At 67.7% G+C, this 21617-nt stretch carries 21 protein-coding genes; 7 read left to right on the plus strand and 14 right to left on the minus strand.

The window, feature by feature from the left end; all coding sequences use genetic code 11:
• Positions 1 to 96: 96 nt before the first annotated feature.
• Genes QE397_RS20155 through QE397_RS20165 form a run of 3 tightly spaced genes read right to left on the minus strand, consistent with a single transcriptional unit; the run spans position 97 to position 3130 of the window.
• Entirely contained in the window at positions 97 to 1602 is a 1506-nt protein-coding gene (locus QE397_RS20155; RefSeq protein WP_222649977.1) for a tripartite tricarboxylate transporter permease, read from the minus strand.
• The gene (locus QE397_RS20160) at positions 1602 to 2150 is read right to left on the minus strand and encodes a tripartite tricarboxylate transporter TctB family protein (protein WP_056440883.1); all 549 of its coding nucleotides are present in this window, start codon (positions 2148 to 2150) and stop codon (positions 1602 to 1604) included. Before QE397_RS20160 ends, QE397_RS20155 begins: the two co-directional genes overlap by 1 nt.
• The gene (locus QE397_RS20165; protein ID WP_235578857.1) at positions 2147 to 3130 is read right to left on the minus strand and encodes a tripartite tricarboxylate transporter substrate binding protein; all 984 of its coding nucleotides are present in this window, start codon (positions 3128 to 3130) and stop codon (positions 2147 to 2149) included. Before QE397_RS20165 ends, QE397_RS20160 begins: the two co-directional genes overlap by 4 nt.
• A 177-nt stretch (positions 3131 to 3307) precedes the next feature.
• On the opposite strand from QE397_RS20165, the gene QE397_RS20170 reads away from it, so the two are divergent.
• Positions 3308 to 3694 (plus strand): universal stress protein, encoded by a 387-nt coding sequence (locus tag QE397_RS20170; protein WP_027505984.1) that lies wholly within the window; start codon positions 3308 to 3310, stop codon positions 3692 to 3694.
• A gap of 24 nt (positions 3695 to 3718) precedes the next feature.
• Here the strand turns inward: QE397_RS20170 and QE397_RS20175 are convergent, their stop codons facing one another.
• Both QE397_RS20175 and QE397_RS20180 read right to left on the minus strand, forming a co-directional pair.
• Positions 3719 to 4390, minus strand: a complete 672-nt coding sequence (locus tag QE397_RS20175) for an SDR family oxidoreductase (RefSeq protein WP_307096942.1) — start codon at positions 4388 to 4390, stop codon at positions 3719 to 3721.
• Between the two features lie 9 nt (positions 4391 to 4399).
• Complete coding sequence (locus QE397_RS20180) at positions 4400 to 4858, minus strand: MarR family winged helix-turn-helix transcriptional regulator (protein WP_027505986.1); 459 nt, start codon at positions 4856 to 4858, stop codon at positions 4400 to 4402.
• A gap of 99 nt (positions 4859 to 4957) precedes the next feature.
• Here QE397_RS20180 and QE397_RS20185 point away from each other — a divergent pair, with 99 nt between their 5' ends.
• The 3 genes from QE397_RS20185 to QE397_RS20195 are packed head-to-tail and all read left to right on the plus strand — an operon-like array spanning position 4958 to position 6922.
• Entirely contained in the window at positions 4958 to 5464 is a 507-nt protein-coding gene (locus QE397_RS20185; protein WP_027505987.1) for a VOC family protein, read from the plus strand.
• A 45-nt stretch (positions 5465 to 5509) separates the two neighbouring features.
• A complete protein-coding gene (gene wrbA, locus QE397_RS20190; RefSeq protein WP_027505988.1) occupies positions 5510 to 6109 on the plus strand; it encodes an NAD(P)H:quinone oxidoreductase in 600 nt (199 codons plus the stop codon).
• A 30-nt stretch (positions 6110 to 6139) separates the two neighbouring features.
• On the plus strand, positions 6140 to 6922 hold the full coding sequence (locus tag QE397_RS20195; RefSeq protein ID WP_027505989.1) for a pirin-like bicupin family protein: 783 nt from the start codon (positions 6140 to 6142) through the stop codon (positions 6920 to 6922).
• A gap of 14 nt (positions 6923 to 6936) precedes the next feature.
• On the opposite strand, the gene QE397_RS20200 is transcribed toward QE397_RS20195, so the two are convergent.
• Positions 6937 to 8367: an amino acid permease gene (locus QE397_RS20200; RefSeq protein WP_307096946.1), complete on the minus strand. Its 1431-nt coding sequence runs from the start codon at positions 8365 to 8367 to the stop codon at positions 6937 to 6939.
• A gap of 23 nt (positions 8368 to 8390) precedes the next feature.
• Positions 8391 to 9332 (minus strand): universal stress protein, encoded by a 942-nt coding sequence (locus QE397_RS20205; protein WP_307096948.1) that lies wholly within the window; start codon positions 9330 to 9332, stop codon positions 8391 to 8393.
• A gap of 133 nt (positions 9333 to 9465) precedes the next feature.
• On the opposite strand from QE397_RS20205, the gene QE397_RS20210 reads away from it, so the two are divergent.
• On the plus strand, positions 9466 to 10803 hold the full coding sequence (locus QE397_RS20210; RefSeq protein ID WP_204869410.1) for an amylo-alpha-1,6-glucosidase: 1338 nt from the start codon (positions 9466 to 9468) through the stop codon (positions 10801 to 10803).
• Between the two features lie 27 nt (positions 10804 to 10830).
• On the opposite strand, the gene QE397_RS20215 is transcribed toward QE397_RS20210, so the two are convergent.
• Entirely contained in the window at positions 10831 to 12885 is a 2055-nt protein-coding gene (locus QE397_RS20215; protein ID WP_307096951.1) for a PhoX family phosphatase, read from the minus strand.
• Positions 12886 to 13038: 153 nt separating this feature from the next.
• On the opposite strand from QE397_RS20215, the gene QE397_RS20220 reads away from it, so the two are divergent.
• On the plus strand, positions 13039 to 13869 hold the full coding sequence (locus tag QE397_RS20220; protein WP_056440899.1) for an alpha/beta fold hydrolase: 831 nt from the start codon (positions 13039 to 13041) through the stop codon (positions 13867 to 13869).
• A 46-nt stretch (positions 13870 to 13915) separates the two neighbouring features.
• Here QE397_RS20220 and fdhA read toward each other — a convergent pair whose 3' ends face one another.
• The 3 genes from fdhA to QE397_RS20235 all read right to left on the minus strand — a co-directional run bounded on the left by fdhA (position 13916) and on the right by QE397_RS20235 (position 17831).
• Positions 13916 to 15136: a formaldehyde dehydrogenase, glutathione-independent gene (gene fdhA / locus QE397_RS20225; RefSeq protein WP_027505994.1), complete on the minus strand. Its 1221-nt coding sequence runs from the start codon at positions 15134 to 15136 to the stop codon at positions 13916 to 13918.
• Between the two features lie 112 nt (positions 15137 to 15248).
• Positions 15249 to 16004, minus strand: coding sequence for an amino acid ABC transporter ATP-binding protein (locus QE397_RS20230; protein ID WP_056440906.1), 756 nt, complete (start codon positions 16002 to 16004; stop codon positions 15249 to 15251).
• Positions 16005 to 16007: 3 nt separating this feature from the next.
• On the minus strand, positions 16008 to 17831 hold the full coding sequence (locus QE397_RS20235; RefSeq protein WP_307096955.1) for an ABC transporter substrate-binding protein/permease: 1824 nt from the start codon (positions 17829 to 17831) through the stop codon (positions 16008 to 16010).
• Positions 17832 to 18021: 190 nt separating this feature from the next.
• On the opposite strand from QE397_RS20235, the gene QE397_RS20240 reads away from it, so the two are divergent.
• Complete coding sequence (locus QE397_RS20240) at positions 18022 to 19386, plus strand: ammonium transporter (protein WP_027505997.1); 1365 nt, start codon at positions 18022 to 18024, stop codon at positions 19384 to 19386.
• A 3-nt stretch (positions 19387 to 19389) separates the two neighbouring features.
• Here the strand turns inward: QE397_RS20240 and QE397_RS20245 are convergent, their stop codons facing one another.
• Genes QE397_RS20245 through QE397_RS20255 form a run of 3 tightly spaced genes read right to left on the minus strand, consistent with a single transcriptional unit; the run spans position 19390 to position 21540 of the window.
• Positions 19390 to 20157, minus strand: coding sequence for an LLM class F420-dependent oxidoreductase (locus QE397_RS20245; RefSeq protein ID WP_027505998.1), 768 nt, complete (start codon positions 20155 to 20157; stop codon positions 19390 to 19392).
• A 52-nt stretch (positions 20158 to 20209) separates the two neighbouring features.
• Complete coding sequence (locus QE397_RS20250) at positions 20210 to 20728, minus strand: TIGR04338 family metallohydrolase (protein ID WP_027505999.1); 519 nt, start codon at positions 20726 to 20728, stop codon at positions 20210 to 20212.
• Positions 20725 to 21540, minus strand: coding sequence for a DUF2786 domain-containing protein (locus QE397_RS20255; RefSeq protein WP_056440912.1), 816 nt, complete (start codon positions 21538 to 21540; stop codon positions 20725 to 20727). Before QE397_RS20255 ends, QE397_RS20250 begins: the two co-directional genes overlap by 4 nt.
• Positions 21541 to 21617 lie beyond the last annotated feature (77 nt).

The raw sequence follows: 21617 nt of genomic DNA on the forward strand, positions 1-21617 counted from the left end.
CGAACCCCCCGCGAGTACGTCCTGATTGTCGTGATCAGCAGCTGGATCACGACACTGTCGACGTACTCGCGAGGGGCGAGGGGTGAAGCGGGTGCTCTAGAAGTCCACCTTCGCCCGCGACCGCACCTTCGTCACGACGGAGAAGACCACCGCGATGACCATCAGCGTGTACAGGACGACGGTGATGCCACTGCCGACGAGGACGGAGACGTCCCCTTCACTGACGGCCAGGGCTCGTCGCAGCGAATCCTCGGCGAGCGGTCCCAGGATGACGGCGATGAGCACCGGCGCCAACGGGATCCCGAAGCGGCGCAGCATGAATCCGATGATGCCGAGTCCGAGCATGGCGATGAGGTCCACGATCGAGGCGCTCACCGCGTAGACGCCCAGCGAGGCGAACACCGTGATGCCGGCGTACAGGTAGTTCTTGGGGATCTTGAGCAGCTGCGCCCACAGGGGGGCGAACGGCAGATTCAGGATCAACAGGACCACCATGCCGACGAAGAGGCTGGCGAGCAGTGCCCAGACGACCTCACCGTTGCGCTCGAACAGCAACGGTCCCGGTTGGATCCCGTACTGCTGGAACGCTGCGAGCAGGATCGCTGCCGTCGCCGACGTGGGGAGCCCGAGAGCGAGAAGTGCACCCATCGCGGTACCGGCGGTGGAGTTGCCGGCGGCTTCCGGTCCGGCGACGCCGCGGATCGCGCCCTTGCCGAACATCGGGTTCTTGCTGCGTCGGTCCAAGCGGCGCTCGGTGCCGTAGGCCAGGAAGCTCGGCACCTCGGCGCCGCCGGCGGGAATGACGCCGAAGGGGACTCCGAATGCGGTGCCGCGCAACCATGCAGGCATCGCTTCGCGGAACTCTGCCTTGCTCAGGAAGGGTCGACCCTTCGACGGGATCAGCGTGTTGTCGTCGGGCTTGCCGATCTTCGAGGCGATGAAGATGACCTCGCCGAGGGCGAGCATCGCGACGGTGATGACCACCACGGAGATGCCGTCGAACAGTGCCGGTACCTCGAACGTGAACCGTGATGCGCCGGAGGGTCCGTCGATACCGATGACGGCGAGTGTCAGGCCGATCAGCAGTGCGCTCAGACCCTTGAGGACGGAGTCGGACACCACTGCGGACGTCGCGATGAAGGCGAACACCGCCAGGGCGAAGTACTCCGCGGGTCCGAAGTTCGTGGCCAGGTCGGCGAGCGTCGGGGCGAAGAACACCACGAGGGTGGTGGCGATGATGCCGCCGATGAAGGCGCCGATGGCGGAGGTGGCCAACGCTTGTGGGGCGCGGCCGTTCTTCGCCATGCGGTGCCCCTCGAACGTTCCCGCGATCGCCGTGCTGTTTCCGGGGGTGTTCATGAGGATGCCGGAGATCGAGTCACCGAACAGGCCGCCGAAGTAGACGCCGGCGAACATGATGAGCGCCGAGGTCGGCTCGAGGGTGAACGTCACGGGCAGGAGCAGGGCGACAGCCATGGCCGATCCGAGTCCGGGGAGGACACCCACCGCGGTGCCGAGCAGGGCGCCGACGACGACCCACACGATGTTCATGGGCGTCAGCGCGGTGCCGAAGCCGTCGATGAGATTGGAGAGTGCGTCCATCAGAACACCGCCGCGAGGATGCCGCCGGGCAGCGTGAGCCCGAGTCCACCGGAGAAGACCAGCTGGACGACGGACGACATGACCAGCGCCACACCGGCGTCGAAGACGAACCGGGTGCCGCCGAGTCCGATCGAGACGCCCCAGAACAGCAGCGCACCGGCGAGAACCCATCCCAGCGGATTCAGCAGGGCGATGAACAGGGCGATCGAGCCGACGGTGATGCCGACGGAACGCCAGTTGGACACGGTTCCGGTGTTGGGCTCGCCTGCCTCGTCGACGCCGAGGTCGACCTCGTCCGGAGTGCGCAGCAGTTGAACCGCGACGAGCACGGCGATCACGAAGCACAGTCCCGCGATGATGGCCGGGAAGACCTGCGGGCCGGGCGATGTCGCGGTGTCGGGTACGTCCATGGTGACGGTGCCGTAGATCAGGAACAGGCCGAGGGCGACGAGAAGCGCCGACACCACCAGTCCGCTCCGGCCGTGGAGGAAACCACGATCGGTATCGGGCGGCGTTTCCGCCCGCGTGGTCGAAACACTCTCACTCATACCAGGCCCAACTCTCGGAGGATGTCGGTGATGCGGGTCTGTTCGACCTCGAGGAAGTCACCGAAGTCGTCCCCGGTGACGAAGGACGGCTTCCACCGGTTGCGCTCGATGGCGGTGTCCCACTGTTCGGTCTCCTGCATCTCGGTGACGATCTCGATCAACGTCTGCCTGTCGGTGTCCGAGATGCCGGGAGGTGCGACGAATCCGCGCCAGTTGACCAGGTCGACGTCGTACCCGAGTTCCTTGAACGTCGGGGTGTCGATCCCGTCGACGGGCTCGGGTGCCGCCACCGCGAGGGCGCGGACGTTCCCGGATTCGATCTGGTCGCGGAAGTCGTTGTATCCGCTGACGGCGATGCCGACGGTGTTGGACAACAGCGAGGTCAGCACCTCACCACCGCCGGAGAACGCGATGTAGTTGATCGCTGCCGGATCGATGTCGACCTGCTGTGCCAGCTGGCCGGAGACGATGTGGTCGATACCGCCGAGCGAGCCGCCGCCGATGGGGAGACCGCCGGGGTTGGCCCGCCATGCGGCGATGAAGTCCTCGAGGTTCTGGTACGGCGAGTCTCGCGGTACGACGAAGACCTCGAAGTCCTCGGCCATCTTGGCGATGGGCACGGTGTCCTGCAGGGTGATGTCGGAATCGTTGATCGCGATACCGCCGAGCATGACCGTGCCGGTCACCATGACCGTGGTCGACTGGCCCGTGAGATTCTCGAGCTGACTGAGCCCGATGGTCCCGCCGGCTCCGGGGACGTTCACCACCTGGGCGTTGTTCACGATGCCGTCGGAACGGAGTGCTTGCTGCGACTCACGCGCCACCAGGTCCCATCCACCTCCCGCGGCGGCGGGAGCGATCAGGGTCAACTTGGCGCGGGCGTCGGATCCGCTGGCGCTGCCGGCCGCGTCGATGCCGGCGACGGCGACGACGGCGACGACAGCGAGCGTGCCGAGCGCGCGCTTCACTGTGATCTGCATGGGCACGACAACTCAGGAGTGGTTTCGGTCACATCAGGAGGCTAGGTTCTGGATGTCCGAATAGTCCAGGGAATCCGAGTTGTGGCCATAGTGTGCACGGACGAATACCGCGAAACGTACGTCGCCGCGACGGAATCTCGGTGAACCTGGAGTCTCCCCGATGTGAAAGGCACCGTCATGACCGTTGCAGTAGCGATGAATTCGACACCCGAAGGCCGTGAGGCGCTCGTGCAGGGACAGGCGGAGGCGACGCTGAGGGGAACCGATCTCGTCGTCCTGTCGGTGATCGACGCCGATTCGGTCACCACCGCCCACCGGGACGCAGCCGAGGCGCAGGCACGTCAGGTGCTGGGAGAGAACTCCTTCACGGTGCGCGTCGAACCCGACGGCGGCGATCCGGCGGGGGCTCTCGTCGATCTGGTCTCGGATGTCGGTGCCACGCTGGTGATCATCGGATCACGTCGCCGAAGCGCGGTCGGAAAGTTCCTGACCGGCAGCACGGTTCAGCGCGTGTTGCTCGACAGTCCGGTCCCCGTGCTCGTGGTCAAGGCGAACGAGCACTGAGTCACGCTCGCCCCTGATCCCCGATCACCGTGTGCGCAGGACGATCTCGGTGGGATGCGCATCGGCAGGGGTGTCCACGGCCTGGCGGACGGCGCGGGCGACGGTCTCGACGGTGAGGTACTTCGAGGCGTCGTACTCGTCGCCCTCGCCCGCGACGATCGCGCGCTGCATGTCGGTGTCGATGCGCCCCGGGTGGACGGACGTCACGCGCAGGGTCGGCTCCTCGAGGCGCAGTGCGTCGCCGAAGGCCCGCAGCGCGAACTTGCTCGCGGCGTAGGCACTCCACCGCGGGTTGGCCCTGATGCCGGCGCCCGAGTTGATCAACACGACGTGGCCGCCGGCTGCTCGGAGCGCGGGCAGCAGGAGGCGGGTGAGCTCGGCCACCGCGAAGACGTTGGCCTCGAACGTGTGTCGCCAGTCCGCGAGCGTCAGCGTCTCCACCGTGCCGAGATCGGCGACGCCCGCGTTGTGCACCAGGACGTCGAGGCTCGTGATGTCCGCGGTGGCCGCGGCGAGAGCGTCCGCGTCGGTGAGGTCGACGGGCCACGGCCGCGCGCTGATCAGTTCGTCGGAGATGCCCGCGACGGAGTCGGCCGTCGATCCCCCGACCCAGACGTCGTGATCGGCGGACAACAGGCGAGCGATTCCCGCTCCCAGTCCGCGGGCGGCTCCGGTGACGAGTGCTGTGCGTGGCATACAGCGAGGCTATCCGGCGCCCTTCTGGATGTGCGTCCGCATGTCCGAGTACGCCCTCGCGAAGGTCGCGACGTCGTCGTCGGTGAGGACGTCGAACATCGACGCCCGGACGGCGCCGACATGGCCGGGGCTCGACGCCGCGAGCTTGTCCATACCCGCGTCGGTGAGTTCCGCGAGCATCCCCCGACGGTCGTCCTCGCACTCGACGCGGACGACCCAACCGGCGTCGACGAGTCGGGTGATCGCCCGGGTGACGCCACTGCGGGTGGTGGTCACCGCATCGGCCAGGTCGCGCATCCGCATCTGTCGGCCGGGTGCCTCCGAGAGCACGACGAGCAGCTCGAAGTCGGTGAAGGAGATCCCGGAATCGCGCGTGAGCTGCCGATCGAGCGTCTGCATCAGAAGACGCGTCGCGTCGAGGTACGAGCGCCAGGCGCGCTGCTCGTCCTCGGTCAGCCACTGAGTCATGACACGAGTCTACCCAAGTAGTTGACAGCGCAACCATGTGCGGTACTGTTCTCGGTAGTTGACAACGCAACGATTCGATCGAAGGCGGAGACGATGAGCATGACAGCCGACGAGCAGCAGCGCTCGGACGAGTTCGAGGCCCGGCGCGACCGACTGCGGGGCCTGCACCTGCAGCCTGCAGAGTCCCGCCCGACGTCCTCGGCGCGCGGACTGCACCACACCGCGCTGATCAGCAGCGACGTCGAGCAGACCATCCTGTTCTACCAGGGTGTGCTCGAGTTCCCACTGACCGAGTTGATCGAGAACCGCGACTACCCCGGCTCGTCGCACTTCTTCTTCGACATCGGGAACAGCAACCTCCTCGCCTTCTTCGACTTCCCCGGCCTCGACGTCGGCCCCTACGAGGAGGTGCTCGGCGGACTGCATCACGTGGCCATCAGCGTGGAACCCGACCGCTGGGAACACCTGCGCACCAAGCTGACGGATGCGGGCGTCGAGCTCACGGAGCACAGTGGAGTCTCGATCTACTTCCGTGATCCCGATGGTGCACGCCTCGAACTCATCGCCGACCCGCTCGGCGAGATGTACGGCCACCACGTTCTCTGAGTCCGAATCACTCCCGAATCACGGTTCTCTCCCGAAAGGTCAATCATGACGAAGCTCGCGATCCTCTACTACTCCTCCACCGGCCACGGCACCACGATGGCGGCCGAGCTCGAGAAGGCCGCTCAGGCGGCCGGCGCCGAGGTGCGCGTCCGGCACATCGCCGAGACCCGTGACCCGGCGACCTTCGCCGAGAACCCCGCCTGGACTGCCAACTACGAGGCCACCAAGGATCTGCCGGCCGCCACCGGTGACGACATCGTGTGGGCGGACGGCGTCATCTTCGGCTCGCCGACCCGTTTCGGCAGCGTCGCGTCCCCGTTCCAGACCTTCTTCGACACGCTCGGTGGCCTGTGGGCCCAGGGGAAGCTCGCCGACAAGGCCTACGCCGCGTTCACCTCGAGCCAGACGGCCCACGGCGGCCAGGAGACGACCATCGTCAACCTGTACACCTCGCTCATGCACTTCGGCGGCATCCTCGTTCCCCCCGGCTACACCGACGGACTGAAGTTCGCCGACGGCAACCCCTACGGCGTCGGCCACGTCACCGGACCCGACAACCAGAACGAACTGGACGACGCGACCCGCGCCGCCCTCGGACATCTCGCCACCCGCGTCGTCACCATCGCGGGCAAGCTCGCTCGGTAGTCTCACTGTCCATCCCGAGAAGGGACCCCCATGACGACCTCCACCGCACCCGAACTCGACGTCCGTCGCGCCGACGACCGGCCGGCCACGAACATCGGCTGGCTCGACTCGCACCATTCGTTCTCGTTCGGACATCACTACGATCCCGACAACACCCACCACGGGGTGCTGATGGTGAACAACGACGACATCGTGGACGCGGGTACTGGTTTCGACACGCACCCGCACCGGGACATGGAGATCGTCACGTGGGTACTGCAGGGATCCCTCGTGCACCAGGACTCCATCGGGCACAACGGGCTCATCTACCCGGGGCTCGCCCAGCGGATGAGCGCCGGCACGGGAATTTTGCACTCGGAGAAGAACGACTCGTGGCGTCTCGCGTCGACGGAGAACCCGTCGCAGAAGCATCGGGACCCGGTGCACTTCGTGCAGATGTGGGTCGTGCCCGACGAGGCCGGCATCACCCCCGGGTACGAGCAGCTCGAGATCGACGACGAACTGCTCTCGGGCGGGCTGGTTCCGGTCGCGTCGGGAATGGACGCCTACAAGGACCACTCGGCGATCCGCATCAAGAACAAGTACGCCGCGATGCACGTCGCACGGTTGCGTTCCGACACCCCGGCTCAGGACCTTCCGGATGCTCCGTTCCTGCACGTCTTCGTCGCCCGCGGCGAGGCCTCGCTCGAGGGCGTGGGCCTGCTGCGCGAGGGTGACGCGGTCCGCATCAAGGGCGGTGGCGGACAGACACTGTCGACGACGTCCGCAGCCGAGGTCATCGTCTGGGAGATGCACGCCACCATCGGTCGCTGACCGTCACGCTTCGATCAGCCCTGGAGCCTGTTCGGCTCCAGGGTCGATCGCCGTCGTGAGTAGGTGAAGTAGAGCACCGACGTGGCCGCCAGCCAGACCGCGAAGAGGATCCACGTCTGGATGTGCAGGGTGCTGATGAGGTACAGGCATGCGCAGATCGACAGGATCGGGAGCACCGGGTACAGCGGAACCTTGAAGCCGCGCTCGATGTTCGGCTCGCGGCGGCGCAGGATGATCACTCCGGCGGAGACGACGATGAAGGCCACGAGCGTGCCCATCGACACCAGGTCCGCCAGGAAGTCCAGCGGCAGGAAACCCGCGAGCAGGGACACGAAGAACGCCACGATGATCGTGTTCTTCACCGGTGCGAGGCTGCGAGGGTTCACCTGCGAGAACACCTTCGGGATCAGACCGTCGCGGCTCATCGCGAACAGGATCCGAGTCTGCCCGTAGAGGGTGACCAGCGTGACCGAGAAGATCGAGACGACGGCGCCCGCCGACAGCACGATCGACGGCCAGCTCGATCCTGTGACGTACTGCAGGATCTCGGCGAGACCGGCCTCCTGGCCCTCGAACTCGGTGTACTTCTGCGCGCCGATCGCCGACATCGTCACCAACAGGTAGATCAGCGTGACCACCACCAGCGCGCTGATGAGCGCGATGGGCAGCGTGCGCTTGGGATCGTGCACCTCCTCGCCGGCCGTCGACACCGCGTCGAGTCCGATGAACGAGAAGAAGATCAGGCCGGACGCCGCACCGACACCGGCGACTCCGAACGGGGCGAACGGTTCCAGATTCTCGAGACTGAATCCTGTGAAACCGACGATGGCGAACATCGCGAGGATGCCGATCTTGATGACGACCATGACGGCGTTCGCACGAGCGGACTCGCTCGTTCCGCGGATCAGCAACACGGCGCACAGCGCGACGAGAACGATGGCGGGCAGGTTGACGCCGAAACCGGCGCCGTCTCCGGGTGCATGCGACAGCACGTCCGGAATGCGTAGTCCGACAGTACGATCCAACAGGTCGTTGAGATACTGGGACCACAGCACCGACACCGCGGCCGTCGACACGCCGTACTCGAGAATGAGGCAGGCGCCGACGAGGATCGCGACGAACTCGCCGATGGTGGTGTACGTGTAGGTGTAGGTCGACCCGGAGGCCGGGATCGACGACGCCAGCTCGGCGTAGCAGAGCGCCGTCAGGCCGGCCGTGACGGCGGCGATGACGAACGAGAAGATGACGGCGGGCCCCGCCACCGGGACGGCGGACGAGAAGATGAAGAAGATGCCGGTGCCCACGGTCGAGCCGACGCCGATGCACGTCAGCTGGAACGTGGTGATCGACCGCTTCAGCCGACCTTCGCCCGTCGCCTCCAGGGCTGCGATGTCGCTGATCGACTTGCGTCGCAGCAGTCCCGAACCCTTGCCCGGATCGCTCATGTTTCCTCCACTATCGGCGCGGTTCACCGAGCGAATCGGCTTCCACGGGGAACGACCAGAATCGGAACAGGGCTGTGCCGCAGAATCTTCGACGCGGTGGAGCCGAGGAACACCCGGGCGAGAGGTCCGAGGCGGGACGAACCGAGCACCAGCAGGTCCTCGGGCCCCAGCTCGACCGAGTCCACCACGTGCTGCCAGTCCCCGCCGGAACCCACCGCGCACGTAGGGGACAGGGCCGGGTAGGCGGACGTGACGTCCGACGCCGCGGAGTGCAGCATCTCGGTGGCCTGCGCACGCCACTGCGACGTCACCAGATCCTCCGCGTCGTAGCCACCGAAGGGGGGATACGTCGTCGAGCGTCGTGGTGCGAACGCCACCAGGCGCAGCGCGATGTTCCAGCGCACCGCGAGAGCCGCTGCGGAATACAGCGCATCCTTGGCTTCCGGGGTCCCGGTGTAGGCGCAGGAGATGCGGGAGACGGCGTCGGTGCGGCGGCGTGCTCCGCGCGGCGCCAGTGCCAGCGGAACAGCCGACGAGTGCAGCAGCGTCTCGCTCGTGCTCCCCGGCGTGAAGCGATCGTCGGGACCGTCGGAGCTCCCCAGCACCACCAGGTCGGCATGGTGAGTGGCCGACGCCGCGGTGAGTGCGGCCGACTCGGCGGCGTTCTCGGCGAAGAAGGCGGAGGGCGATCCCAGATCGGCCGGAGTGAGCAGGTCCGCCATCGCCGCATCGGCCCGAGCGGCCGCATCCGTGCCGCGCTCCTCGAGCCAGCGTCGGTACTCCGCGTCCACGTGCGCCATCGACGGGAACGGCCACGTCCGCGGCAGGACGGTGCACGTGCGGACCGTCATCGCGCCGCCCGCGGCCCGAGCGGTGGTCGCCATGCGCGCGGCCAGACCCAGCGCATCGTGACCGGAGTCGTCCGGCAGCCACCCGACCAGCGCGGACATCGACGCGGTCGACACACCCACCACCCCCGACCAGTTGCCCCGGCGCGTTCGACGCCGATGGCTCAGTATGCGACCGACGCGCCGGGCCCGCACCCCGACTCACCGGCGCGTCCTGCAGGATCGCGCCGTCCGACGGATGATGTCTCCCATGGCCGCCCCCGGATTCACCCCGACTCAGCTCGCAGCACGGGCCGCCTACCTCCTGCGCGGCAACGATCTGGGCACCATGACCAGCGCGGCTCCGCGTCTGTACCCACACATGTGGAGCTGGGACGCCGCCTTCGTGTCGGTCGGGCTCGCCCCGTTGAGTGTCGAGCGGGCCGTCGTCGAGCTCGACACCCTGTTGTCCGCTCAGTGGTCCAACGGCATGATCCCGCACATCGTCTTCGCCAGCGGTGTCGACGGATACTTCCCCGGGCCCGCCCGCTGGCAGGTGAACGAACTCGCCGCGCACGCACCCGTCGGCGTCCACACCTCGGGCATCACGCAGCCCCCCGTGCACGCGATCGCCGTGCAGCGCATTCTCGATCACGCCCGTCGACGTGGGCGGACCACGCGGCAGGTCGCCGGTGAGTTCCTCGATCGGCGATGGCCGGATCTGGTGCGGTGGCACCGCTGGCTGGCACACGCACGCGATCAGAACCACACGGGGCGCATCACGCTGTACCACGGGTGGGAATCGGGCATGGACAACTCGCCGCGCTGGGACGCGGCGTACGCGAAGGTGATTCCGGGGGCGGTGCCGCCGTACATCCGGGAAGACACGTCCATCGTCACCGACTCGTCGCAGCGCCCGAGCAACATCGAGTACGACCGCTATCTCTGGCTGCTCGAGGAGATGAAGCTTGCGCGGTACGACGATCTCGCGCTGAACAGCGCCATGAGCTTCGCGGTGGAGGACGTGTTCGTCAGCGCGATCTTCGCTGTCGCCTGTGACGTGCTGGCCACCATCGGCGAGGACCATTCCCGGCCTCATGCGGACGTGCGGGACCTGCGCGCCTGGGCCGACCGGTTCCGGAGCGGCGTCGTCGCCACCACCGACGCGCGTTCCGGCGCGGCTCGGGATCGCGACGTGCGGTCCGGGGAGTGGATCAAGACCGACACGATGGCGATGTTCGCGCCGCTGCTGTGCGGTGGGTTGCCTCGTGACACCGAGCGGGCGCTGCTGCGACTCTTCGAGGGTCCGCGCTTCTGCGGGCACCCGGACTTCAAGTACGCCGTTCCCCCGTCGACGTCGCCGATCTCGAGGGACTTCCGACCTCGCGAGTACTGGCGCGGTCCCGTGTGGCCGGTGGTGACGTGGCTGTTCTCGTGGGCCTTCGCCCGACGCGGGTGGTCGGAGCGGTCGGCGATGTTGCGCGAGGAGGGGTTGCGGCAGGCGAGCGACGGCAGCTTCGCCGAGTACTACGAGCCGTTCACCGGAGAGCCGTTGGGAAGCATGCAGCAATCGTGGACCGCGGCCAGCGTGCTCGACTGGCTGGGCTGACCGCGGTCCACGACGGCAGGGAGAAGGTCAGACCTTCCACACCGCGACGACCGACGGACGGGGCTGCGAGTCGCCACCGTCGGGCCAGTGCGAGGCGGGGGCGTCGGCACTGGCGTCGTCCTCCTCGCCCGGGTGCTGCACGCTCACGACGACACGCTGCTCCTGCACGATCGGACCGCAGGTCTCGGCGCCCTTCGGCACGGTGAGGAACTGCTTCGTCTGGCCGCGGCGGTCACCGTCGAGAACCACCGAGAACAGGCCGTCGTTGGAGTCGAGGGCGTTACCGTCCGTCGACACCCACAGGTTGCCGTCGGCGTCGAACGCCAGGTTGTCCGGGCACGAGACCGGGCTGACCTGCGACTTGTCGAAGCCACCGAAGTAGGTGTCGGCGGCTGCGGGATCGCCACAGACGAGCAGAAGGTTCCACGTGAAACTGGTCCCGGCGTGGTCGTCGTCGAGCTCGAGGACCTGGCCGTTCTTGTTCTTGTCCCGCGGATTCGCCTCGTCGGCGGCGGCCTTGCCCTCGGTGCCTCGGTTCGAGTTGTTGGTCAGCGCCACGTACACCTTGCCGGTGACGGGGTTCGGCTCGAAGTCCTCCGGCCGGTCCATCTTGGTGGCGCCGACCTTGTCACCGGCGAGGCGCGTGAAGACGGCGACCTCCTCGGCGGACATGCCGTCGACCAGGGACTCGCCGCGGCCGTCCTCGCCGGTACGCAACAACGGGATCCATTCGCCCTTGCCGGCGAACTGTCCCGTCGTCGGGAGCTTTCCGGAGCCGTCGATCTGGTCGGGCGCGTCACCGGAGAGCGTCGCGACGTAGAGGGTTCCGGCGTCGAGAAGCGTCACGTTGGACCGCAGTGCCGCAGCGCCGGTGCCCTGCATCATCTTCCGGCTGGAGACGAACTTGTACATGTAGTCGAAACGCTCGTCGTCACCGCTGTACGCGACCACGGTGCCGTCGTCGGTCACGTGGATGGTCGCGGCCTCGTGCTTGAACCGGCCCAGTGCCGTGTGCTTGATCGGCGCTGCGGTGGGATCCCACGGGTTCACCTCGACGACCCAGCCGAAGCGATTCACCTCGTTCGGCTCCTGCGCCAGATCGAAGCGCTTGTCGAATCGCTCCCACTTGCGCTCGGACGCAGCACCTTCCACGCCGTAGCGCGCCAGACGCTCGGCGACCACGGGGTCGGTCACACTCTCGGCGTTGGCGAAGTACTGGTTGATGTTCTCCTCGCCGGACAACACGGTGCCCCACGGGGTGACGCCACCGGAGCAGTTGTTGAACGTGCCGAACACCCTGGTGCCGGTGGGATCGGCGGAGGTCTTGAGGAAGTCACTGCCGGCCGCGGGTCCGGTGAGGACGAACTCGGTCGATCCGGTGATGCGACGGTTGTAGCGGCCCATCTGCGGGGTGAGCTTGCCCGAGCCGTTCTCACCGGCCACCTGGACCACCGAGAGACCATGGGCGGCAAGGCCGATGGCGACCTGCTCCGCGGTGGGGTTCTCCGCGTCGTACCCCTTGAAGAGGAACGGTTCCGTCGTGTACTCGTGGTTGACCACCAGCAGGTACTCGGTGGACGACCCGTCGATCGGCAGCAGACCCGCGAAGTCGTTGTTGAATCCGAACTGCTTCTCCTGGGCCGCCGAGGTCTGGTTGTCGAAGTCGAAGGCAGGCGCACCCTCGACCACCGGGTCGCCCCACCGGATGACGACGGCCTGCTCGTACCCCTCCGGGACGACGACCGCGTCCTCGGTGTTGGGCGCGACGGCGGCGAAGTCGAGTCCACGCGGCTCCGGGGTCGGGGTGGCCGACGCGGTGGTGGCCGTGCCCGAGTCCTCTGTGCCGCACGCGGCGAGGGCGCTGGTGGCGCCGACGGCCAGCACGGCCATCGCACTACCGCGCAGGATGCCGCGGCGCGTCATCGCCGTCTTGACGATGTCGCCGAAGTACTCGCTCGACGACGTGTTGGGCACCTCGTGGAAGCAGGCGTCGCCGCACTTGTACTTGCACGTCAGCGACGACCGCGATGAGCTGCCGTCGTGCTGATGGGAGACGATCAGGGGAAGCGGAATCGTGGTCACCGGTCGACCGTAGAAGTGCCGGGCAAAAGGCAAAGGGAAGGTAAGCAACTCCCCGGGTGCAGGAAGGTGAACGGTGGGCGAACGTGTGTCGTCGGGGCACGCTCCGGGTAGACCGAGAGCGACGCGGAGACACCGCGACGAAGGAGGCACGACATGCCGATGCTCTCGGTGGGAGTCGAGAACGACGCCCCGATCGACCTGCACTACCAGGACCGAGGCGAGGGCGCGCCGGTGGTGTTGATCCACGGCTGGCCGCTCAACGAGCGGTCGTGGGAGCCCCAGATCGTCGCACTGCTCGACGCGGGCCACCGCGTCGTCACGTACGACCGGCGTGGATTCGGCAGCTCGTCGCAGCCCGAGTCCGGTTACGACTACGACACGTTCGCCGCGGACCTGTCGGTCCTGCTGGAGACGCTCGACCTGCGGGACGTGACGCTGGTGGGTTTCTCCATGGGCGGCGGCGAGGTGGTGCGCTACCTCGCGAAGTACGGCAGCGACCGCATCGCGAAGGCGGTGCTCGCCGGTGCTGTTCCCCCGTACCTCTACAAGTCCGAGGACAACCCCGACGGCGGCCTCGACGACGAGACGATCGCGGGGTTCGAGAACGGCGTCGAGGAGGACCGCAACGCCTTCCTCGACGGCTTCGCCACCAACTTCTTCAGCGCGAACGGCGAGCTGAAGGTCTCGGAGGAGGATCGTCAGTACGCGGTGGACATGGCGGCCGAAGCGTCGACACCGGCGATCCTCGGCTGCATCGAGGCGTTCGCGCGCACCGACTTCCGTGAGGACATGCCGAAGATCGACGTCCCCACCCTCGTCATCCACGGCGACGCGGACGCCATCGTTCCGTTCGAGGTGAGCGGCAAGCGCTCACACGAGGCGATCGCGAACAGCACTCTGGTACTCGTCGAGGGCGGCCCGCACGGGTTCAACACCTCGCACCCGGATCGGTTCAACCAGGAACTGCTCGCGTTCCTGGGCTGACGCGCACTCGCGAGGTGGGCGCGACAGCCCACCTCGCGAGAGTCGGTCAGGCCGCGCCGAGGAGCCCGTGGGGGTCGAGCACGAACTTCGTGGCCTCACCGGAGTCGAAGTCGGCGTAGCCCTGCGGAGCCTGCTCGAGCGAGATGGCGCGTGCGTTGACGGCCTTCGCGATCTGCACGCGATCGTGCAGGATCGCCATCATCAGCCCGCGGTGGTACTGCATCGTCGGGCACTGTCCGGTGGCGAAGGACAACGACTTGGCCCACCCGGTGCCGAGGCTCAGCGACAACGCGCCGACCTTGGCGGCTTCGTCGGATGCGCCGGGATCGCCGGTGACGTACAACCCCGGAATTCCGAGCGAACCACCCGCCGTCGTGATGTCCATCAGCGAATTCAGCACGGTGGCCGGCGCTTCCGTCGCCGACCCGTCACCGTGACCGCGTGCCTCGAAACCGACGGCGTCGACGCCGCAGTCGACTTCCGGTACCCCGAGCAGCTGCTCGATCTGATCCTTCGGATCGCCCTTGCTGACGTCGACGGTCTCGCAACCGAAGCTTCGGGCCTGCGCGAGCCGGCTCTCGTTGAGGTCGCCCACGATGACGACGGCGGCGCCGAGCAGTTGCGCGCTGGCCGCCGCGGCGAGTCCGACGGGTCCGGCGCCGGCGATGTAGACCGTCGACCCGACTCCCACTCCGGCCGTCACGCAGCCGTGGAAGCCGGTGGGGAAGATGTCCGACAGCATCGTCAGGTCGAGGATCTTCTCCATGGCCTGATCGCGGTCGGGGAACTTCAGCAGGTTCCAGTCCGCGTACGGCACCATGACGTATTCGGCCTGGCCGCCGACCCAGCCGCCCATGTCGACGTAGCCGTAGGCGGCGCCGGGACGATCAGGATTGACGTTCAGGCAGATGCCGGTCTTGCGTTCCTTGCAGTTCTTGCAGCGGCCGCACGCGATGTTGAACGGCACCGAGCACAGATCACCCTGCTTGATGAACTCCACGTCGCGGCCCACCTCGATGACCTCGCCCGTGATCTCGTGCCCGAGCACCAAGCCCTCGGGTGCCGTCGTGCGGCCGCGAACCATGTGCTGATCGCTGCCGCAGATGTTGGTGGACACCACCTTCAGGATCACTCCGTGCGGACACTCGCGGCCCACACTCGCCGGATTCACGCCGGGCCCGTCTTGCAAGGTGAAGCTGGGGAAGTCGATGTCGACGACCTCGACCTTCCCGGCTCCGGCGTAGGCGACGGCTCTGTTGTCGGCCATGTTTTCAGCTCCCGTTCGAGGTAGAGCGCCGACATTCTCGAGTGCGAATGTCGGCATCTCTCTCGACCGTACGCGGGATGCTGTGCGCCGCGTCACATTCGCGGCTCGGGGATCAGAGCACTTCGGACAGGAACCTCTGCAGTCGCTCGGTCTGCGGGTCGTCGAACAGCGCTGCGGGCGGGCCCACCTCGACGGCGCTGCCGTGGTCCATGAACAGCACGCGGTCGGACACCGAGCGGGCGAAGCCCATCTCGTGCGTGACGACGACCATCGTCATGCCGCCGGTCGCGAGGTCCGCCATGAGGGCGAGCACGCCCTTGACGAGCTCCGGGTCGAGGGCGGACGTGGCCTCGTCGAAGAACATCACCTGCGGTTCCATGGCGAGTGCTCGCGCGATGGCCACTCGCTGCTGCTGACCGCCGGAGAGGTTGCCGGGGCGCGAGCCCGCTTTCTCCTTCAGGCCCACCTTGTCGAGCTGGGCGAGCGCGGCGGCGTGTGCGTCGTCCTTGCTCAGTCCCTTCAACTTCCACGGACCGAGCGCGACGTTGTCGAGGACGGTCCGGTGCGGGAACAGGTTGAACTGCTGGAACACCATGCCGATGCGCTGGCGCAGCGCGTCTGGATCGTCCTTCAGCACCGAGCGTCCGTCGAGCAGGATGTCGCCCTGCTCGGGCTCGTGCAGTCGGTTGAGCACGCGCAGGAGCGTGGACTTGCCCGACCCGGACGGTCCGATGACAGTGGTGGTGGCTCCTGCGGCGACGTCGATGTCGACGCCGCGCAGGACCTTGTTGGTGCCGAAGGACAGGTGCAGGTCACGGCCGGCGAGTGAGACGCCGGTCAACGGCTCGGTCGAGGGTGCGGTGGTCATGTGTCAGCCTCTTTCCACGACGATGGCCTGCTCGACCGGGTCGAGTGTCTGCTCGGCCTTGCCGACGCGCAGACGCTTGTCGATGTAGTTGACCAGGTGGGTCAGCGGGACGGTCATCGCGAGATAGACGAGTCCGGCCGCCACCAGGGGTGACAGGTTTCCGGTCTGCGCGTTGAGGTCTCGGCCGACGGCGAACAGTTCGCGCTGCGTCGCCAGCAGACCCAGGAAGTAGATCAGCGACGAGTCCTTGATCAGCGAGATGAACTGGTTGACGAGTGCGGGAAGCACGCGCCGGACACCCTGCGGCACCACGACCAGGCGCATCGAGCGTCGGTAGCTGAACCCGAGAGCACGCGCTGCCTCGATCTGCCCCTTTTCGACGCTCTGGATGCCGGATCGGAAGATCTCGCCGATGTACGCGGCCGCGAGCAGCGACAGCGCCACCGCACCGAGCCAGTACGGGTTGTTGCCGGTGAGTCCACTGACGACGGGTCCGATGCCGAGACCGATGACGAGGATGATCACGACGGCGGGCAGTCCGCGGAAGATGTCGGTGTAGACGCGTGCCGGCCAGCGCAGCCAGCGGGTGCGGGACAGGCCCGCCAGTGCGAGAAGCATGCCGAGAACCGTGCCGATGATGCCCGATGCCAGCGCGAGGATCAGCGTGTTCGGCAGGCCGGTCTTCAGCAGGTCCGGCAGCGCCTGCTTGTAGAGGTTCCAGTCGAAGAACGTGTCGCCGAGCTGCTCGAACGTCGACTTCGGTGCGACGGCCTGCGCGGCCGGGGCATTCGCGTCGTTTTCGGCGGCGATGGCCGCGAAGTCGGGAAGCTCGGGCTGCGGCGCTGCCTTGCTACCGGGCTTGAATCCTTCCGGGAGTTCGCGCGGCACCCAGTCGGAGTACAGCTGGGCCCAGGTCCCGTCCTCGATGATCGCGTCGAGGCCGGAGTTCAACGCGTCGATCAGCGGCTGGTTGTCCCGCGCGACGGCCCACCCGACGAAGTTGTTGAGGCTGAACGTGTTCTGCGTGATCGCGGTGCCGTCCTCCGGCTTCACCAGGCCCTCGGCCTGCTGCGACGGTGCGACCCAGGCGTCGATCTGTCCGGTGCGGAGATTTGCGTACGCGGTGTTGTAGTCGGGGAACTTCACCGGGTCCAGGCCCAGGGTGTTGACGACGTAGTCGTCCTGCACCGTTCCCTGCACGACGCCGATACGGGTGTCCGGCCCCAGGTTCTCGAAGGCGGTGATCGGTCCGCCGGCCTTCGCGACCAGGGAGAAGTAGCCGAAATCGTAGCCGTTGGTGAAGCCGACCGTGTTGCGCCGCTCGTCGGTGGTGGTGATGGACGACGACCCGACGTCGAAGCGTCGGCCGGCGACCTGCGCGAGCAGACCCGAGAACTCGGTGCCCGAGAAGTTGATCTGCAGGCCGAGCTTCGCGGCGACGGCCTTCAGCAGCTCGTTGTCGTAGCCGGTGTAGGTGCCGGAGCCGTCGACGCAGATGCTCGGCGGCGCGTCGGAGAGCGTGCCGACGGTGAGCTGGCCGGGCGTGATCAGTCCGAGCTGCGAGGTGTCGATGCGATCGAGCGGCGTGGCCGACGGCGTCGTGTACCGATCCTCGGTCGCGGCGGCGGCCGCGGCGTCGAAGTTGGTCGGCGTGGACGACGCGCTGTCCACACCGGGAGGTGAGCACAGTTCGGTCGGTGCCGCGGCAGCGGACGAGGAGCCGTCCGACGAGCCGCCGTCCGAGGTGCCGCAGGACGCGAGGAGGACGGCGAGGAGAAGTGTGGAGACGAGGACGATGAGTTTCCGTCCCACGCGGTGCGCAAGCATGAGATGAACACTAAGGCTCACGTGCCGGGATCACCGAAACGTCGAACGCGCAATGGTTGTGCTCAGTGATCTGTTGCCGGTGATCGCCGTGGGGACCGCTCCGACCAGGGGTCTAGTCTCCGTCGGGGCGCACGTCACCGACTATCCAGGACGCCTGGAGGGTGTGCGCCGGGGGACGGAAGGTGTTCGTATGTACTCCAGTCTCGAGTACCCGCTGACGGGCGCTCCGGATGCCGGCAACACGGCGTGGGTTCTGGCCAGTGCCGCGATGGTGCTGTTGATGACTCCGGGGCTCGCGTTCTTCTACGGCGGCATGGTGCGCGTGAAGAGCGTGCTGAACATGATGATGATGAGCCTGTCGGCCATCGGGGTCGTGTGGGTCCTGTGGGTCCTGTTCGGATACTCGATGGTGTTCGGCGACGACAGCGTCGGTGGGTGGATCGGGGACCCGACGCAGTTCGCCGGCCTCACCTCGTTGATCGGCGGCAGCTTCGGAGCCGGGGGCGGCGCGGTCGAGATCCCGCTGGTGGGAACCGTTCCGGCGCTCGCCTTCGTGGCCTTCCAGGCAGGCTTCGCGATGGTCACCGTGGCGCTCGTGTCCGGCGCCGTCGCCGACCGGATGCGTTTCATGCCGTGGGTGATCTTCGCCGGCCTCTGGGCGACACTCGTCTACTTCCCCGTCGCACACTGGGTGTTCGCGTTCGACGGTGTCACCGCGGAGACCGGGGGCTGGATCGCCAACCAGCTGAAGGCCATCGACTTCGCCGGGGGCACCGCGGTGGAGATCAATGCCGGCGCGGCCGGCCTGGCGCTCGCCCTGGTCGTCGGCAAGCGTCGTGGGTGGCCCCGGGAGGCGATGCGGCCGCACAACCTGCCCGCCGTCATGGTGGGTGCCGGGCTGCTGTGGTTCGGCTGGTTCGGCTTCAACGCCGGATCGTCGCTCGCGGCGGACGGCGTCGCCGCGGTCGCGTTGGTCAACACGATGGGCGCGGGCGCGATGTCGATGGTGGCGTGGCTGGTGGTCGAGAAGATCCGCGACGGGAAGGCCACATCCTTCGGCGCGGCGTCGGGTGTCGTCGCCGGTCTGGTGGCCATCACGCCGTCGTGCACGGCCGTCACCCCGATCGGCGCTCTGGGCGTCGGCGCTGCCGCCGGTGTCGCCTGCGCCCTGGCGATCGGCCTCAAGTACCGCTTCCGGTACGACGACTCGCTCGACGTGGTCGGAGTGCACCTGGTCGGTGGCATCGTCGGCACGCTCATGATCGGCCTCCTCGCGAGCAGCGACATGCCGCCCGGTGTCGACGGCCTGTTCTACGGCGGCGGCGTCACGCAGCTGGGTCGACAGGTGGTCGCCGTCGTCGTCGTTCTCGCCTATGCGTTCCTGGTCACCGCGGCCATCGCCACGGTGCTGAAGCTGACCATCGGGATCAGAGCGGATCCGCAGCACGAGACGGACGGCATCGACGAACACGAGCATGCCGAGTCCGCGTACGAGTTCGCCTCCTCGCACGGCGGACACGGCAGCTCGGGGCTGTTCGGAAAGCAGTCCGGCTGACTGTCAACCCTGGTGCGACCGCGCCCAGGAGATCGCGCCGGTCAGCTCGGTGAGGTCGTAGTCGGGGCCGTTGACGCCGACGGTGAAGAGGGTGGCTCCGGCGTCGACGAAGGCCTGCGCGTCGTCCGCGCCCGGCCACGCCACCGATCGCTCGATCTGCGACACGTCGCGGCCGACGGTCTCACCGTGTCCGGCCAGGACCTCGGACTTGTGCTTCAGCGCGTCCAGGTCGGCGAAGCTGTGCCAGACGTCGGCGTAGCGGGCGACCATCTTGAGCGTCTTCTTCTCACCGCCACCGCCGATGAGAATCGGGATGTGGCGAGTGGGCGCCGGATTGCCGACGGCGAGACGCGAGGTGATGCGGGCGAGACTCTCGTCGAGCAGTGCCAGGCGTGAGCCGGCGGTGCCGAAGTCGTAGCCGAAGTTGTCGTAGTCCTTCTGGTTCCACCCGGCGCCGATGCCCAGGATCAGCCGTCCTCCACTGATGTGGTCCACGGTGCGCGCCATGTCGGCCAGCAGGTCGGGATTGCGGTAGCCGCCGCCGGTGACGAGCGCGCCGATCTCGACGTTCGAGGTCTGCTCGGCCCAGGCGCCCAGCATCGTCCAGCACTCGAAGTGGGCGCCGTCGAGGTCGCCGTACAACGGGTAGAAGTGATCCCAGTTGAAGACGATGTCCACGCCGGCGTCCTCGGACCGCAACACCGCGTCGCGGATGAGGCCGTAATCGGGGGCGTGTTGGGGCTGAAGCTGAACTCCGATGCGAACGGACATGTGTGATCCTTCGGTGAGTGCGCTGGCTGTCGCTTCCATGGTGCCCGGCCTGTCAACCGATGCGCACTCCACACGCGTGCATCGTCGCGCGGAGGACGAAACCTGCCTCGGCGCCGATGATCTCCGAGACCAGGGTGAGATAGCGATCGACGAACGCGCCGCCGTGGGCCGGTTCGGGGTGGTCGTCCGGATCGCCGGGTTCCAGATGGTGCGCGATCTCGTGCAGCACCACCATCTCGCGCAGGGCCCAGGCGCGTCCCCGTACGTGGAGTGGGACAGCGATGGTGGCGGTGTCGACCTCGTAGTGCGCGGCGCCCGCGCCCGAGCGGGCCCGGACCCGTACCGGGACCGCCGCGCGTGGCCACTCGCTGCGCACCCAGTCCAGAGCGGTGACGCCGTCGACGTAGGTCTGGACCGAGTCGAGCGAGGCGAAGCGCCGCTCGATCGGCAGGGTGACCGTGGACCCGAGGAGCTCGACGGTGCGCAGGCCCCGTTCGTCCGCGCGGTCGAACATGGTGCGGACCTGATGCTCGGCGTCGTAGACGCGGGAGCGCTGGCTGTCGCGGGTCACCGTTCGAGTTGTCCTCGGGGGCCGCCGATCTCGCTCTGATTGCCCAGGCGCGCACGTCGACCGGCGTGGTCTCCGGCTCGCCGAGCCTCCGACGAGTACGAGCGACCCGAGCTGCCGCGCCAGGTACCCCGGGCGGTGGAGGCGGACCGGTAGAAGTCGCGCAGCTCGATCTCCTTGTCACGCAACACCAGTGCGGTGCCGGCCTCGGGAGCTTCCGTGGCGACCGCCTCGGCCTCGGCCTCCTTCTTGACGGCGGCCAGGCGCTCGCCGACCCGGTGCGCGAACGCGGTCTGGAACTCGATCCTGGCAGTGACGCCGGCTAGCGGCGCCCGCTCGACCGTGCGATAGCGCCGGCGTCCTCGGACGACGGTGACCTCACGGTCCACGGTGGCGTCCCGGTACGCACCCGACGAGATGTACGTGTCGCTCGCGCGCACCATCTGCACGAGCAGGCTCGCGTACAGGGCCTCGCACGTGTCGATGTCGCTCTCGAACCCGTACGCGAAGACCTGCGTCGACGACTGCGCCACGTCGCACTGCACGTCGTTCGCGCGGGCGATGGCCACGAACAGCAGGACGTAGGTGCGCAGGCCCTTCTTGCCGTGCTCCCCGATGTGGACGACGCGCTGCACCGGCGTCGCCCGCTTCTCGCGCGAGGCGGTGTGCGAGCGTGCCACGGCCAGATCGACCGAGGCGGCGGTCGCGAGACGCTGCGCGGCCTCCATGAACGCCTCGGCCTCGTGGGGATTGTCCGTGGACTCGGCCTGACGCAGAAGCCCACCGATGCGGGCCACCATCCTGTCTGAACTCACGGGCCGAGAGTACGCCCGGACCAGCCGTGAGCCGGGCCCACCGAGCGTCCCCGGGGACGGCCGTCCACAGGCGCTCG

The organism is Rhodococcus sp. SORGH_AS_0301 (genome assembly GCF_030818285.1).
Classification (GTDB): domain Bacteria; phylum Actinomycetota; class Actinomycetes; order Mycobacteriales; family Mycobacteriaceae; genus Rhodococcoides.